General features: G+C 72.8%; 5 protein-coding genes (1 of these 5 running past the window's edge). 2 read left to right on the plus strand and 3 right to left on the minus strand.

The genetic code is table 11. The annotated features are described in order from the left end of the window. Window positions 1–12,545 carry the final stretch of a type I polyketide synthase gene (locus J8403_RS44115; RefSeq protein ID WP_281427997.1) on the plus strand. Its footprint begins 14,950 nt before the window's first position, so the window shows 12,545 of its 27,495 coding nt (coding positions 14,951–27,495); the start codon falls outside the window, past its left edge; it ends in the stop codon at window positions 12,543–12,545. Between the two features lie 107 nt (window positions 12,546–12,652). Further along, complete coding sequence (locus tag J8403_RS39265) at window positions 12,653–13,846, plus strand: cytochrome P450 (RefSeq protein ID WP_211127323.1); 1,194 nt, start codon at window positions 12,653–12,655, stop codon at window positions 13,844–13,846. Between the two features lie 83 nt (window positions 13,847–13,929). Here J8403_RS39265 and J8403_RS39270 read toward each other — a convergent pair whose 3' ends face one another. The 3 genes from J8403_RS39270 to J8403_RS39280 form a co-directional block, all read right to left on the minus strand. Further along, entirely contained in the window at window positions 13,930–14,361 is a 432-nt protein-coding gene (locus J8403_RS39270; RefSeq protein ID WP_211127324.1) for a hypothetical protein, read from the minus strand. A gap of 75 nt (window positions 14,362–14,436) precedes the next feature. After that, window positions 14,437–14,850: a hypothetical protein gene (locus J8403_RS39275; protein ID WP_211127325.1), complete on the minus strand. Its 414-nt coding sequence runs from the start codon at window positions 14,848–14,850 to the stop codon at window positions 14,437–14,439. Between the two features lie 164 nt (window positions 14,851–15,014). After that, window positions 15,015–15,524 (minus strand): pyridoxamine 5'-phosphate oxidase family protein, encoded by a 510-nt coding sequence (locus J8403_RS39280; RefSeq protein ID WP_211127326.1) that lies wholly within the window; start codon window positions 15,522–15,524, stop codon window positions 15,015–15,017. Window positions 15,525–15,538 lie beyond the last annotated feature (14 nt).

Raw genomic sequence — 15,538 nt, forward strand, 5'->3', positions numbered from 1 at the left:
ATCAGATCGCCATCCGTGCCACCGGGGTGTGGGCTGCCCGTCTGACGCGGGCGGAGCCGACCGCTGCGGTGTCGGCCGCGTGGCGTGGTCGTGGCACCGCGCTGGTCACGGGTGGTACGGGGGCGCTGGGCCGCCAGGTGGCGCGCTGGCTGGCGGAGAGTGGCGTGGAGCGGATCGTGCTGACGAGTCGTCGGGGGGCCGAGGCGCCTGGCGTCGCGGAGTTGGTGGCCGAGCTGGGTGGCCTGGTGCGCGTGGTGGCGTGCGATGTCGCCGATCGCGAGGCACTCGCGGCTGTTCTGGGGACGATTCCGGATCTGCGTACCGTGGTGCATGCGGCGGGTGTTCTCGACGACGGTGTGCTCGAATCGCTGACTCCGGAGCGGATCCGCGACGTGATGCGGACCAAGGCCGACGGCGCACGCCATCTTCACGAATTGACCCGTGACACCGGCCTCGACGCCTTCGTGTTGTTCTCCTCGGCCGCCGGCACCGTAGGCAATGCGGGCCAGGGGAGCTATGCGGCGGCCAACGCCGTTCTGGACGGACTGGCCCAGCGGCGCCGGGCCGAGGGACTGGTGGCCACATCCGTGGCCTGGGGAGCCTGGGCCGATTCCGGGATGGCCGCGGGAGTGGCGCGGTCGCAGGGCATGGAGCCACAGTCGGCGCTCTCCGCCCTGGGCCTGGTGCTGGCGGCTGACGAAACCACCGTGATGGTGGCCGACATCGACTGGGCGACCTTCGGGGCGCGGCTCACCGCCTCACGGCCCAGCCCGCTGCTGAGGGAGCTGCTCAGGGACGTATCCACGACCGGGACGACCGGGCTGACCGGTCCGGCCGGCAGCGAGGCGGCCGACGCGTTCGCCACCCGCCTGGAAGCCATGGCCGAGCGGGAACGGAAGGCCACCGTGCTGGACCTCGTCCGCACGCATGTGGCCGCCGTACTGGGTTACGCGGCATCCGAGGCGATCGACCCGGCCCGGCCGTTCCAGGAAATCGGCTTCGATTCGCTCACCGCCGTGGAGCTGCGGAACCGGCTCACCGCGGCCACCGGCGCACGTTTCCCGGCTTCCGTGATCTACGACTACCCGACCCCGGCGGCGCTCGCCGAGCATGTGTGCCGGGAGGCGCTGGGCCTGGCCGTCCGGACACCGGTCCCGGTGGCGCCACGTCCGGTGGACGACGAACCGATCGCCATCATCGGGATGAGCTGTCGCTTCCCCGGCGGGGTGAACTCGCCGGAGGACCTGTGGGGGCTGCTGGCCGATGGCCGCGACGCCGTCTCGGAGTTCCCGGCGGACCGTGGCTGGAACCTGGCCGAGCTGTACGACCCGGATCCCGACCATCCTGGCTCCTCCTACGTCCGGGCGGGCGGCTTCCTCGATGACGCGGCCGCGTTCGACCCCGGGTTCTTCGGGATCTCGCCGCGTGAGGCGATCGCCATGGATCCGCAGCAGCGGCTGCTGCTGGAGGTCGCCTGGGAGGCGTTCGAGCGCGCCCATATGTCCCCCGCCACGCTCAAGGGCAGCCGGACCGGCGTGTTCATCGGGACCAACGGCCAGGACTACGCCGCTCTGGCGAGCGGGGCTCCGCAGAGCGCGGAGGGCTACCTGGGCACGGGCAGCGCCGCCAGTGTCGCCTCGGGCCGGCTGGCGTACACCTTCGGTCTCGAGGGCCCGGCGGTCACCGTGGACACCGCCTGTTCGTCGTCGCTGGTCGCGCTGCATCTGGCCGCGCAGGCCCTGCGCTCCGGCGAATGCTCATTGGCCCTGGCCGGTGGCGCGACCGTCATGGCCACCCCGGCGGCCTTCCTGGAATTCTCCCGCCAGCGCGCGCTGGCGGCCGATGGACGCTGCAAGGTGTTCGCGGCGGCTGCGGACGGCACCGGCTGGGGTGAGGGCGCGGGCATGCTCCTGGTGGAGCGGCTGTCCGACGCCGAGCGGAACGGCCACCGGGTGCTGGCGGTGGTGCGGGGTTCCGCCGTCAACCAGGACGGTGCCTCCAACGGCCTGACGGCGCCGAACGGCCCGTCGCAGCAGCGGGTGATCCGCCAGGCGCTGGCGAACGCCCGCTTGTCCGCCACCGACATCGACGTCGTGGAGGCGCACGGCACCGGCACCAGCCTCGGCGACCCGATCGAGGCACATGCGCTGCTCGCCACGTATGGTCAGGAACGGCCCGAGGACCAGCCACTGTGGCTCGGCTCGGTGAAGTCGAACATCGGGCACACCCAGGCGGCCGCCGGTGTGGCCGGTGTGATCAAGATGGTGATGGCCATGCGGCACGGCGTACTGCCGCGGACCCTGCATGTCGACGAGCCTTCGCCCCATGTGGACTGGACGGCGGGCCAGGTCGCGTTGCTCGTCGAAGCGCGGGAGTGGCCAGGGGACGGCGCTCCGCGCCGGGCGGGCGTGTCCTCGTTCGGGGTCAGCGGCACCAACGCCCATGTGATCGTCGAACAGGGGCCGGTGACGGCCCGGCCGGATGCGGTGGCCGGGCCGGAGGCGGTGGACGGACCGGAGGTGGTGCCCGGGCCGTTGCCGGAGTCGGCGTCCGGGCCGTTGCCGGAGCCGGTCCCCGGGCCGTTGGCGGAGTCGGCGTCCGAGACGTTCCCGCAATCGGTCCCCGAGCCGCTGCCCGACCTGCACCGGAGGGCGCTGCCCCTACCGTGGGTGCTGTCCGGCGCCGGAGAGGCCGGGCTGAGGGGCCAGGTCGAACGCCTCGCGTCCTTCATCGATGCACATCCGGGGCTGGATCCCGCCGATGTCGGATGGACGCTGGTGGCCGCCCGTTCGCTTCAGTCGCACCGTGCCGTCGTGGTGGGCGCGGACCTCGTCGAACTACGACGGGGGCTGGACGCCATCGAGATCGGCGGCGCCGCCGCCCAGCCCGGCCGGGAGGTGGTGTTCGTCTTCCCGGGACAGGGTTCGCAGTGGGCCGGGATGGCGCTGGAGTTGATGGACTCCTCGCCCGTGTTCGCACGGCGAATGCGTGAATGTGCCGATGCGCTGGCTCCGTTCGCCGAGTGGTCGCTGTTCGATGTGCTGGCGGATGAACAAGCGCTGGCCCGTGTCGATGTCGTGCAGCCGGTGTTGTGGGCGGTAATGGTGTCCCTGGCCGAGCTGTGGCGTTCGTATGGTGTGGTGCCATCGGCGGTGGTGGGCCATTCGCAGGGCGAGATCGCGGCGGCGTGCGTGGCGGGCGCTCTGTCCCTGTCTGACGGAGCGCGGGTCGTGTCCTTGCGCAGCAAGGCGCTGCTGGCCTTGTCGGGCGAGGGCGGCATGGTGTCCGTACCGGTGCCCGCCGACCGGCTCCGCGACCGCCCCGGGCTGTCGGTGGCGGCGGTGAACGGCCCGGCGTCCACCGTGGTGTCCGGGTCGGTCGAGGCGCTGGACGCGGTGCTCGCGGAGTTCCCGAAAGCCAAGCGGATCCCGGTGGACTACGCCTCGCACTCCCCACAGGTGGAACGCATCCGGGAGGAGCTGGCGGACGCGCTGGCGCCGGTCCAGCCGGGCGCCGGGCAGATCGCGTTCCACTCCACGGTGACCGGGCGGCTCACCGACCCCCGCGCACTCGATGCCGACTACTGGTACCGCAACCTTCGGCACACGGTGGAATTCCAGAGCACCCTCGAAGCCCTGATGGGTCAGGGCCACACCGTGTTCGTCGAGGTGAGCCCGCACCCCGTGCTGACCGTCGGCATCCAGGACACCGCCGACGCCGTCGACACCGACATCGTCGTGACGGGATCGCTGCGCCGTGACGACGGCGGTCCCGTCCGTTTCCTCACCGCCCTCGCCGACCTCCACACCCACGGCTTCGAGGTGGACTGGCGTCCGCTCTTCGCGGGCGCCCGGACGGTCGACCTTCCCACCTACGCCTTCCAGCGGGAACGCTTCTGGCTCGAACCCGTGCGGGCGGTGACCCAGGCGTCCGGTCTGGGGCTCGGCGATATCGAGCACCCCCTGCTGGGCGCGGTGTTGCCGCTGCCCGGGACCGAGGGCGGTGTGCTGACCGGACTGCTCTCGCCGGCCGGACAGCCCTGGCTGGCGGACCACAGGGTGCGGGGCACGGTGGTCTTCCCCGGTACGGGCTTTGTCGAGCTCGCCCTGCAGGCCGGGCAGCACTTCGGCCACCCGGTGGTGGAGGAGCTGACCCTCCAGGCCCCGCTGGTGGTGCCGGACCAGGGCGGCGTCCAGGTGCAGGTGGCCGTCTCCGCGGCGGACGAGTCGGGCCGCAGGCCGGTCACGGTGCACTCGTGCCGCGCCGGGGAGTGGTTGCTGCACGCCTCGGGCACCCTCGGTGTCACAGAAGCCGGGGGCGCCACCGCGCCGACCCGGTCGCTGGAGGTGTGGCCGCCCGAGGGCGCGCGGCCCGTCGACGTCTCGGGGATGTACGAGGCGATGGCGGAGCGCGGCCACGGATACGGCCCCGCCTTCCAAGGGCTGCGCGCCGCGTGGACACGCGACGACGAGATATTCGCCGAGGTGACGTTGGAGCCGACGGCACAGGACGTGGCGGCGCGGTGCGGTGCGCACCCCGCCCTCCTCGACGCCGCCCTGCACGGAGTGGGGCTCGGTCGTTTCCTCACCGAACCCGGCCAGGCCTATCTGCCGTTCTCCTGGAGCAAGGTGGCGTTGCACGCGGTCGGCGCCTCCGCCATCCGCGTGGTGCTGTCCCCGGCCGGTCCGGACGCGGTGTCGCTGGAGGTGGCCGATCCGACGGGTGCGCCCGTGCTGTCCGTGGCGTCGCTGGCGCTGCGTCCCTTGTCCGGCCGACAGATCGCGGACGCTCGGGGCATGGACCAGGACGTGCTGTACCGCATGGACTGGACCGAGACACCGCTGCCGACCGCCACGGCCGCCGAGGCACTGGTGGAGTTCAACGACCTCGTAGACGTCCTGGCAGACGACCTGGGAGATGTCCTGGGAGACGACCTGGGACCGGTCGCCGTCGTCTCCGACACCGTCGTCTCCGACACCGCCGTCCCCGACGTCGTCGTGCTGCCCTGCGAGTCGGCCGGTGACGCGGTGTCCACCGTCCTCGGCCGGGTGCTGACGGCGATCCGGCGGTGGCTCGCCGACGAGCGCTGCGCCCGGTCGCGGCTGGCCGTGCTGACACGTGGCGCGGTGTCGACGGCTCCCGGCGAGAACGTCGAGGACCTCGGCGCGGCGGCGGTCTGGGGCCTGCTCCGCAGCGCGCAGGCCGAGCATCCGGACCGCTTCCTCCTCGTCGACCACGACGGCCACCAGGATTCCGGTGCGGTGCTGGCCGCAGCGGTGGCTGCGGGCCATCCGCATCTCGCGCTGCGCCGTGGCCGTGCCCTGACGCCTCGGCTGGCTGCGCTGACCCCCTCCGCCACCGCTCCGGCCCCCGGGGACGGGACGCCGTGGCGGATGGATGTCACCATCCAGGGCACGCTGGAGAATCTGGCCGCCGTCCCCTGCCCGGAAGCCGCGGGTGTGCTCGGCGCCGGGCAGGTGCGGGTGGCGATGCACGCGGCCGGGGTGAACTTCCGGGACGTCGTGGTCGCCCTCGGCATGATCCCCGGCCAGGACGTCATCGGCAGCGAGGGCGCCGGGGTGGTGCTCGACATCGGCCCGGGTGTGTCCGGCCTGACGCCCGGTGACCGGGTGATGGGCCTGTTCTCCGGCGCGTTCGGCCCCGTGGCGTTGACCGATCACCGGTTGCTGGCGCGGCTGCCGGAGGGCTGGTCGTTCGCCGACGCGGCGGCCACGCCGGTGGTGTTCCTGACCGCCCTGTACGGGCTGATGGACCTGGCCGGTCTCCGGTCCGGTGAAGCGGTGCTGGTGCACTCGGCCGCGGGCGGGGTGGGCATGGCCGCGACGCAGGTGGCCCGCTGGCTGGGCGCGGAGGTGTACGCCACCGCCAGCCCGGGGAAGTGGGACACACTGCGCGCCGGCGGAGTGGCCGACGACCGGATCGCCTCCTCCCGCACTCTGGAGTTCGCCGAGCGCTTCGACCGGGTGGACGTGGTGCTGAACTCGCTCGCGGGCGAGTACGTGGACGCGTCGCTCGGTCTGCTCGCCGACGGCGGCCGTTTCCTGGAGATGGGCAAGACCGACATCCGCGACGGTGAGCGCGTCGCCGCCGAGCACGGGGTGCGCTACCAGGCGTTCGATCTCATGGACGCGGGCCCCGACCGGATCGGCGAATTGCTCCAGTTGCTGGTGTCACTCTTCGAACAGGGGGTCTTCACCGCGCTGCCGACCCGGTCCTGGGACGTCCGGCAGACGGGCGACGCGCTGCGTTTCCTCTCCCAGGCACGCCATGTCGGCAAGCTGGTGCTGTCCATTCAGCAGCCGCTGCGGGAGCGGGACACCGTGCTCATCACGGGCGGCACCGGCACCCTGGGCGGGCTGGTCGCCCGTCACCTGGTCGAACGGCACGGGGTACGGGACGTCGTCCTGGCCGGACGGCGGGGGCCGGACGCACCGGGCGCGACCGAACTCACCGCCGTACTGAGGGAATTGGGCGCCCAGGTACGAGTGGTGGCCTGTGATGTGGCCGATCGGGACGAGTTGGCCCGGCTGCTGGACACCGTGCCCGAGCTGCGGATGGTGGTGCACACCGCGGGCGTGCTCGACGACGGGGTGGTGGAGTCGCTCACCCCGGAGCGGGTGCGCGAGGTGCTGCGGCCGAAAGTGGACGCCGCATGGCATCTGCACGAGCTGACGGCCGGTCGTGAGCTGGCGGAATTCGTGGTGTTCTCCTCGGCCGCGGGTGTTCTGGGCAGTCCGGGACAGGGCGCCTATGCGGCGGCGAACGCCTGGCTGGACGCGCTGATGGCGCATCGCCGGGCCGCCGGGCTGCCGGGTGTGTCCGTGGCATGGGGACTGTGGGCCGAGCGCAGCGGGATGACCGGCCATCTGTCGGACCGGGACCTCGCCCGGATGGCCAGGGCCGGTGCCACGCCGCTTGCCACCGATCAGGGGCTCCGCCTCCTGGACAGCGCCAGGGCGGCCACCGAGGCGGTCGTGCTGGCGACACCGCTGGACGCCGCGGCGCTGCGGGCACAGGCCGATGCCGGTGCGCTGCCCGCGCTCTTCCACGGTCTGGTCCGCGCCCCGATCCGCCGCGCGACCGGCGCGGGATCGGGCGACGACGCGTCCTCACTGCGCGACCGGATGACCGCCATGCCGGTCGCCGAGCGCGAACAGCATGTGCTCGACCTGGTCCGTACGCATGTGGCGACCGTGCTGGGGCACGGCACCCCCGCCGATGTCGACACGGCGCGTACCTTCGCGGAGACCGGATTCGACTCGCTCACGGCCGTCGAGTTGCGCAACCGGCTGCGCACCGCCACCGGGGTCCGGCTGCCGGCCACCGCGATCTTCGACTACCCGACACCGGCGGTCCTGGCCGCCTATCTCCTCCGGGAACTGGGCGGCACCGTCGACGAGGCCGTGCCGACGCCCGCCGCCCCCGCGGACACCGGCCGCGACCCCGTCGTGATCGTCGGGATGGCCTGCCGCTATCCGGGCGGGGTGACCTCGCCCGAGGAGCTGTGGGAGCTGCTCGACACCGGGCGTGACGCGATCTCGGACCTGCCCGACGACCGGGGCTGGGACCTGGACGGCCTGTACAGCGCCGATCCGGACAGCACGGGTACCTCGTACGTCCGCGCCGGTGGCTTTGTGTACGACGCGGGGGAGTTCGACGCCGGGTTCTTCGGGATCTCGCCGCGTGAGGCGCTCGCGATGGACCCCCAGCAGCGGCTGCTGCTGGAGGTGGCCTGGGAGGCGGTGGAGCGGGCCGGTATCCCGGCGGCGTCGCTGAAGGGAAGCCAGACCGGGGTGTTCGTCGGCGCCGCATCGCAGGGCTACGGAACGGGAGCAGGCCAGGCGGCCGAGGGGTCCGAGGGCTATTTCCTGACCGGTGGCGCCGGCAGCGTGGTCTCCGGCCGGCTCTCGTACACCTTCGGTCTGGAAGGGCCGGCGGTCACCGTGGACACCGCCTGCTCGTCGTCGCTGGTCGCCCTGCACCTGGCGGCGCAGGCGCTGCGGTCCGGCGAGTGCTCGCTCGCCCTGGCCGGCGGGGTGACGGTGATGGCGAACCCGGGCATCTTCGTGGAGTTCTCCCGGCAGCGCGGACTGGCCGCCGACGGACGCTGCAAGGCGTTCGCCGACGCGGCGGACGGCACCGGCTGGGGCGAAGGCGTGGGCCTGCTGCTGCTGGAACGGCTGTCCGACGCTCGCCGCAACGGCCATCGGGTCCTTGCGGTCGTACGGGGCTCCGCCGTCAACCAGGACGGCGCCTCGAACGGCCTGACCGCGCCGAACGGACCCTCGCAGCAGCGAGTGATCCGGGCCGCGCTGGCCAGTGCCGGGCTGGCCGCCACGGACGTGGACGCGGTGGAGGCACACGGCACCGGCACCAGCCTGGGCGACCCCATCGAGGCACAGGCGCTGCTGGCGACCTACGGGCAGGAGCGCGAACGCCCGCTGCTGCTGGGCTCGGTCAAGTCCAACATCGGGCACACCCAGTCGGCCGCGGGGGTGGCCGGTGTGATCAAGATGGTGCTGGCGATGCGCCACGAGGTGCTGCCCCGGACCCTCCACCTGGACCGGCCGTCGACCCATGTGGACTGGTCGGCCGGTGCGGTGGAGCTGCTGACCGAGCCCATGGAGTGGCCGTCGGCCGCCCGCACCCGCCGGGCCGGGGTGTCCTCGTTCGGAGTGAGCGGGACCAACGCGCATGTGATTCTCGAACAGCCCCCCGCGGAGCCGGGGGCCGATCCGGAACCGGCACCCGAGCCCGCCCCGGTGGTGCTGCCCTGGGTGCTGTCCGGCCGGGGTGAGCCCGGACTGCGGGCGCAGGCCGCCCGGTTGCGCTCTTTCCTGACCGCGCACCCCGGGCCCGACCCGGTGGACGTCGGCTGGTCGCTGGCCACCACCCGTTCTGCGCTCTCGCACCGCGCCGCGGTGGTCGGCGCGGACCGGGCGGAGCTGCTGGACGGACTGGCCGCGCTGGCGGCCGGTGAGCCCACGCCGGGCGTGGTCCTCGGCACCGCCGGCCCCGGCCGGGTGGCCCTGCTCTTCGGGGGCCAGGGTGCGCAACGGGCCGGTATGGGACGAGAGTTGTACGAGACGTTCCCGGTGTTCGCGGCCGCGTGGGACGAGGTCCGCGCCGCGCTCGACCCGTATCTGGACCGTCCGCTCGACGAGGTGGTGTCCGACGCCACCGGCGCACTGGACGCCACCGCGTATGCGCAGGCGGGCTTGTTCGCCCTCGAGGTGGCGCTGTTCCGGTTGGTGTCCTCCTGGGGGGTGCGCCCGGACTATCTGCTGGGGCACTCCGTCGGAGAGCTGGCCGCCGCGTATGTGGCCGGCCTCTGGTCGCTGGAGGACGCCGCCAAGGTGGTCGCGGCCCGTGGCCGCCTCATGGGCGCGCTGCCCCCGGGCGGCACGATGGTGGCCCTGGCCGTACCGGAGGACCAGGTACGGCCGTTCCTGACCGACCGGGTCGCCCTCGCGGCCGTGAACGGACCGTCGTCGGTCGTGGTGTCCGGGGACGAGGACGCGGTGAGCGGTGTGGCCGACGCACTGGCCGCCCGTGGGGTGAAGACGCGGTGGCTCCGGGTCAGCCACGCCTTCCACTCGCCGCTGATGGACGACATGCTCACCGCGTTCGCCGAGGTGCTCGGCACCGTGGACTTCCGCACCCCGCGGATACCGGTGGTATCCAACCTCACGGGTTCGGTGGCGGGGGAGGAGCTGTGCTCTCCCGCGTACTGGGTGCGGCAGGTGCGTGAGACGGTGCGGTTCTCCGACGGGCTGGACCGGCTGCGCGAGCTCGGCACCGGCACCTTCCTCGAACTCGGACCGGACGGCACCCTCACCGCCCTGGCACAGGCCCAGATCACCGGAGCCGACGCCGAGTTCATCCCCACCCTGCGCGCCGACCGGCCCGAGCCGGTCACGGTCACCACCGCCCTCGCCCAGCTGCACACCCACGGCGTGGAGCTGGACTGGGCCGCCGTCTTCCCCGGCGCCCGGCGGGTCGAGCTGCCGACCTACGCCTTCCAGCGCGCCCGCTTCTGGCTGGAGCCCTCCCGTACCCCCGGGGACGCGGCCGGTCTCGGGCTCGGCGCGCTGGACCATCCGCTGGTCGGTGCGACGGTGCCACTTCCCGACGCGGACGGTGTCCTCCTCACCGGCCGTATCTCCGCCGACGCGCACTCCTGGCCGACCGGTCGGCGGGGCCTGGGCGTGCCCCTGTTCCCGGCGACCGGCTTCCTGGAGCTGGTGCTCCAGGCGGGGCTGCAGTTCGACTGCCGTACGGTGGACGAACTCACCCTCCACGAGCCACTTGTCCTCCCCGAACGGGGCGGGGCCGAGGTGCAGGTGTCCGTCCGGGACGCGGACGAGTCCGGCCGCCGCCCGGTCACCGTCTACTGCCGCCGGGACGAGCGGTGGGTCCGCCACGCCACCGCCGTCCTCGGCGCGCACCGGCCGCCCGCGACGGCGCCGCACACCGAGACCTGGCCGCCCACCGGCGCTCGTCCGCTGGAGTCCACCGGGACACCGGCGTGGCGCCGCGACGACGAGATCTACCTCGACATCGAGCTGCCGGAGATGTCCGGGTCCGAGGCCGGGCGGTGGACCCTGCACCCCGCCCTGCTCGACCGGGCCCTGTGCGCGGAGGCGCTGGCCGGGCTGGTCACCGAGCCCGAGCGGACCCATCTGCCGTTCTCCTGGACGGGGGTCACCCTGCACACGGAGGGTGCCACCCGACTGCGGGTCACCCTCGCGCCCCTCGGCCCGGACACGGTCTCCCTCCAGGTGACCGACGCCGCCGGTGCGCCCGTGCTGTCGGTGGACTCGCTGGTGCTGCGCCCGGTGTCCGGGCAGCGGCTGCGGCAGGCCAACGCGTCACTGTTCAGGACGGCGTGGACGGTGTGCGCTCCGCCGTACGAACCGGACCTCGGCCTCGTCCGGTGGGGGCTCGTCGGCGACCCGAAGGGCTGGAAACCGGACACGCTCGGCGCGCCGGTCGCGGTGTATCCGGACCTGGCGGCCATCGAGGACGTGCCGGACGTCGTGCTCCTCCCCTGCGTGTCCGAGGGCGCGACGGCGTCCGAGGTGGCCCTCCGCGCCACCGACGCCGTACGGACGTGGCTGTCCGAGGAGCGCTTCACCGCCTCGCGGCTGGTGCTGGTGACCCGGCGCGCGCTCGCCGTGGCGGGCGGCGAGGAGGTCGAGGACCTGGCCGCGGCCGCGGTGTGGTCGCTGGTCGAGGGCAGCCAGGCGGCCCACGCGGGACGGCTGACACTCGTCGACACCGATGCGTCCGATCTGCGGCTGCTGCCCGCCGCGGTGGCCGTGGGGAAGGGCCGGATCGCGGTCCGGGCGTCGGCGCTGCTGGTGCCCGATCTGGCCGCGGTGGCGGTCACCGAGCAGAACCCGCCCGCCTGGGATGCGGGCACGGTGCTGGTGACCGGCGGGTCGGCCATGGACGTGGCCCGGCACCTGATCGTCGAGCGAGGCGTGAACGACGTGGTCCTGGCCGGGGACGGCGACACAGCCGCGGACGGCGACATGGCCGGGAGCGGCCACGCAGCCCGGAACCGCGACGCGGCCGGGAACGGCGACATGGCCGAGCTGGAAGCCCTCGGCGCGACCGTCCGGCTCGCCCCGTGCGATCCGGCGGACCGTCAGGCGCTGGCAGAGCTGCTGGAGACGATTCCGCGCCTGCGGAGCGTGGTGCACACCGTGGCCGAGGACCCGGAGCGGACCCCGGCCCACGCGCTCTCCCCGGAAGCCCTGCGGGCACGGCTGCGGTCGGAGCTGGAGGCGGCCTGGAATCTGCACATGGCCACGCGGGACCTGGAGCTGGACCGCTTTGTGCTGCTCACCTCCGCCGACGGGACACCGGGCCCCGCGTACGCCGACGCGCTGGCCGCATACCGGAGGGCCCTTGGACTGCCCGCGGTCTCCGTCTCCACCGACCTGGGCCTCGCCCTGTTCGACGTGGCATGCGCCGGGCCCGGGGAGGCGGTCCGGGTCACCACCGCGACACCGGCCCCGGCACGCACCGAACCGGCCCGGCAGCCGGTCGATCAACCCGTGGCGGCCGAGGCATCCGCGGCCACGCTGCTGGAGCGGCTGGCCGGGCGGTCGGAGGACGAGCAGGAGGAGATCCTGCTGGAGCTCGTCCGCGACCAGGTCGCGATGGTCCTCGGCCATCCGGACGCCGCCATGGTCGACCCGGACCGGGGTTTCGTCGATATGGGCTTCGACTCGGTGGCGGCCGTGAAACTGCGCAACCAGCTGGCCCGCGCCACTCGGCTGGGACTGCCCGCCAGCCTCACCTTCGACCATCCCACGGCCGTCGAACTCGCCCGCCATCTGCGCGCCGAAATGCTGCCCGACGACGCGGCGGCCGCCATTCTCGTCCTCGAAGAGCTCAACAAACTCGACGAGTCGATCCTCGACCTCGATCCGTCAAGCGCGGCGCGGGTGCGGATCTCGACCCTGCTCCAGGATCTGTCCGCGAAGTGGATCGAGCGGACGGATCATCCCTGACCACACATCCCTGACCACACATCCATGACCACATACGAGCGGATAGACCACACCGCATCGTGCCTGACGCACCATCCGCCCCTGAGGCACAAACGAGGGAGTCAACAGTGAGCGAGACCGTGCCCCTTCCCGGGACCGTGAAGGCCGAACGGCGTTGTCCGTACGACCCCCCGGAGAACCACCGCCGCCTGCGGGACGCGGGTGAGCTGGGCAAACTGGAGCTGCCCGGCGGCCTGGTGATGTGGTTCCTGACCAAGCACGACGACATCAGGGCCATGCTGGCGGACTCCCGCTTCAGCGGCGCCAGGGTGCCGTTCCCGGCGATGAGCCCGGAGATACCGGCGGGCTTCTTCTTCTCCATGGACCCACCGGACCACACCCGCTACCGCCGCACGCTCACCGCCGAGTTCTCGGTGCGCGGTGCGCGCGAACTGACCGGCCGGATCGAGCGGCTGGCCGACCAGCACCTCGACGCGATGGAGGCGATGGGCACCAGCGCCGATCTCGTGGCGGCCTATGCCAACCCGGTGCCCGCGATGGTGATCTCCGAGATTCTCGGCGTGCCGTACACCTACCACCAGAAGTTCGACCACGAGGTACGCACGCTCAGGGAGACCGGCGGCGACGACCAGGCCGTCGGCGCGATGGCGACCGCGTGGTGGGACGAGATGCGGGGATTCGTCCGCGCCAAACGGGCCGAGCCCGCGGACGACATGATCAGCAGGCTGCTGCACGGCGAGGTCGAGGGCGGGGCGCTGACCGACGAGGAGGTGGTCGGCATCGCCATGACCATCATTTTCGCCGGTCATGAACCGGTGGAGAACCTGATCGGCCTCGGTATGCTGGCGCTGTTCGAGGACCGTGAGAAGCTGACCCGGTTGCGTGAGAACCCCGACCTGCTCGACGACGCCGTGGAGGAGTTCCTCCGCTACTTCCCCGTCAACAACTTCGGCACCGTGCGCACCGCCACCGAGGACGCCGTGATCAACGGTCATCCCATCGCGAAGGGCGAGATGGTGGCCGGTCTGGTGTCCACCGCCAATCGGGACCCCGAGCGCTTCGCCGACCCCGACCGCCTCGCCCTCGACCGGCCGCACACGTCCCATCTCGCGTTCGGACACGGTGTGCACCAGTGCCTGGGCCAGCAGCTGGCGCGGGTGGAGCTGAAGGTGCTCCTGCAGCGGTTGCTCGCCAGGTTCCCCGGCCTGCGTCTGGCGGTGGCCCCGGAGGAGATCCGGTACCGGGAGAACACCTCGTTCTACGGTGTCCATGAGCTGCCGGTGACCTGGGCGGCCGAGTAAGCCCGGCCGGTGGCCGGAAGGCCAGGGGCGGGCGGCGGTGGCCGGCGCGCAGGGGAAGAGGCCGCGTACGCCGACGCCGGACCTCAGGCGCCGAGCCGGCCACCGGTCAGCCGTGCGAGCGGGCTGCGACGCCGGGCGGCGCGCCTGCGCAGGACCACCGCGGTGGCGCCCGCCGCGGCGGCTCCCGCGCCGGCGACGGCTGCCTGGACCTTCCGCGCCTTGAGCGCGACCCAGGCCGAACCGGCCGCCGCGGCCGCCTTCTTGGGGGCCTCGGCCGCCACGGTACGACCGGTGGCCACGGCCTTCTCAGCAGCCACATGGGCCTTGTCGGCGGCGACATGAGCGGTGTGCGCGGCCGTCGTCGCGGCGCTCGCGGCGGCGGTCTTCGCCGTGGTCTCCGCCTCACTCGCGGTGTCCTTGGCCTTTGCCGTTGCCTCCTTGGCCTTGGTGGTGGTGGCCTTCGCGTGAGCGTTGGCGCTCCTGACACTGGTGTGTGCGTTCTTCTTCTCGGTCATGTCCACCGCGTTACCACTCGGCCCGGCAGCAAACCCGGGGCGCGGGGCCGTCGGCGCGGCGGGGCGCCCCTTGGCTCATCCGGTGCCCGTGCCGCGCCGCTGCTGAATCAGCACGAAACCTCCGGCCAGGGCGACCAGACAGACGCCGACGATGACTCCCACGGCGGGCCACGGGGACCCGTCGTCCGACGTCGCCGCCTTGGAGGGCGACTTGCCGTCAGAGTTCGGCGCCCGGCTCTCCGGGTGCGGGGAGGCCGAGGGTGAGGCGGACGGGGTGGCGGGTTCGAGCTTCAGCGGCCGGGCGGGATACCGCGGCTCCGACTCGAACGTCAGTGTCACGTTCTTCGCCAGGGTGTGCGAGTCGGAGGCGCTCACCGCGGTGTGAGCCAGGGCGGGGGAGGCCGTGGCGAGGACGAGCGCCGACGCGGCGATGGCCAGGGCGCCGAACCGCGGCGCCCGCGGACGGGACGGCAGATGATGTGCGTTCACGGTAGCTCTCCTCCTCATGGGGGACACCCGGCCCTCCGCACCCGAACACCGGGTGCGTTCATCACGTGCGCCACACTTCCGATACGTACGGCCCGGACACGATGTTCACCGTGTCCGGGCAGGGAAACCACCGGCCCGGGGAAGGAGGAAGTTCCGGCGGGTGGTCAGCTGGTGGCCATGTCGAGGGCGGTTCCGTACAGCCGGGACACCTGGATCCTGATCACCACCCGCCGGTCCGCCACCAACTGCTCCAGGAAGGCCGCTTCCTCGCGCGGATCGGCGAAGCCGGGCGTCATGGAGAGCAGTTCGCGCCCGACCGCGTCCCCGGGGACTGCCGTCACCTCCGATACCTCCGCTTCGCCCTCGGCGACGGCGAACGACCAGCCGTCCGGCGCGCCCACATGCACGGCGGCATGGGGATCGCGCCGCAGCTGACGCACCTTGAGCCGGTCGGCGGTGGAGGAGATGCGCAGCACCCGCTCCTCCGGACTCCAGTGGTGGATCACGGTCGACAGATGGGGATGGCCGCTGCGCCTGACCGTGGCGAGCACCCCGAACCGCTGGTCCCGCAGCATCAGCGACAGCTCGTCCTCGGTGAGCACCCGGGGCGCGGGTCCGGCTCCCGGTTTCGTTCCTGCGTCGTTCGTCGGGCTGGTGGTCTCGGTCGTCGCCATGAGGGCGCACCTTT

This window comes from Streptomyces yatensis, from assembly GCF_018069625.1.
Taxonomy (GTDB): domain Bacteria; phylum Actinomycetota; class Actinomycetes; order Streptomycetales; family Streptomycetaceae; genus Streptomyces; species Streptomyces yatensis.

Coding starts and splice junctions, on each gene's coding strand:
- J8403_RS39270 (WP_211127324.1), bottom strand. CDS start 14,361: ATGACCGAGAAGAAGAACGCACACACCAGTGTCAGGAGCGCCAACGCT.
- J8403_RS39280 (WP_211127326.1), bottom strand. CDS start 15,524: ATGGCGACGACCGAGACCACCAGCCCGACGAACGACGCAGGAACGAAA.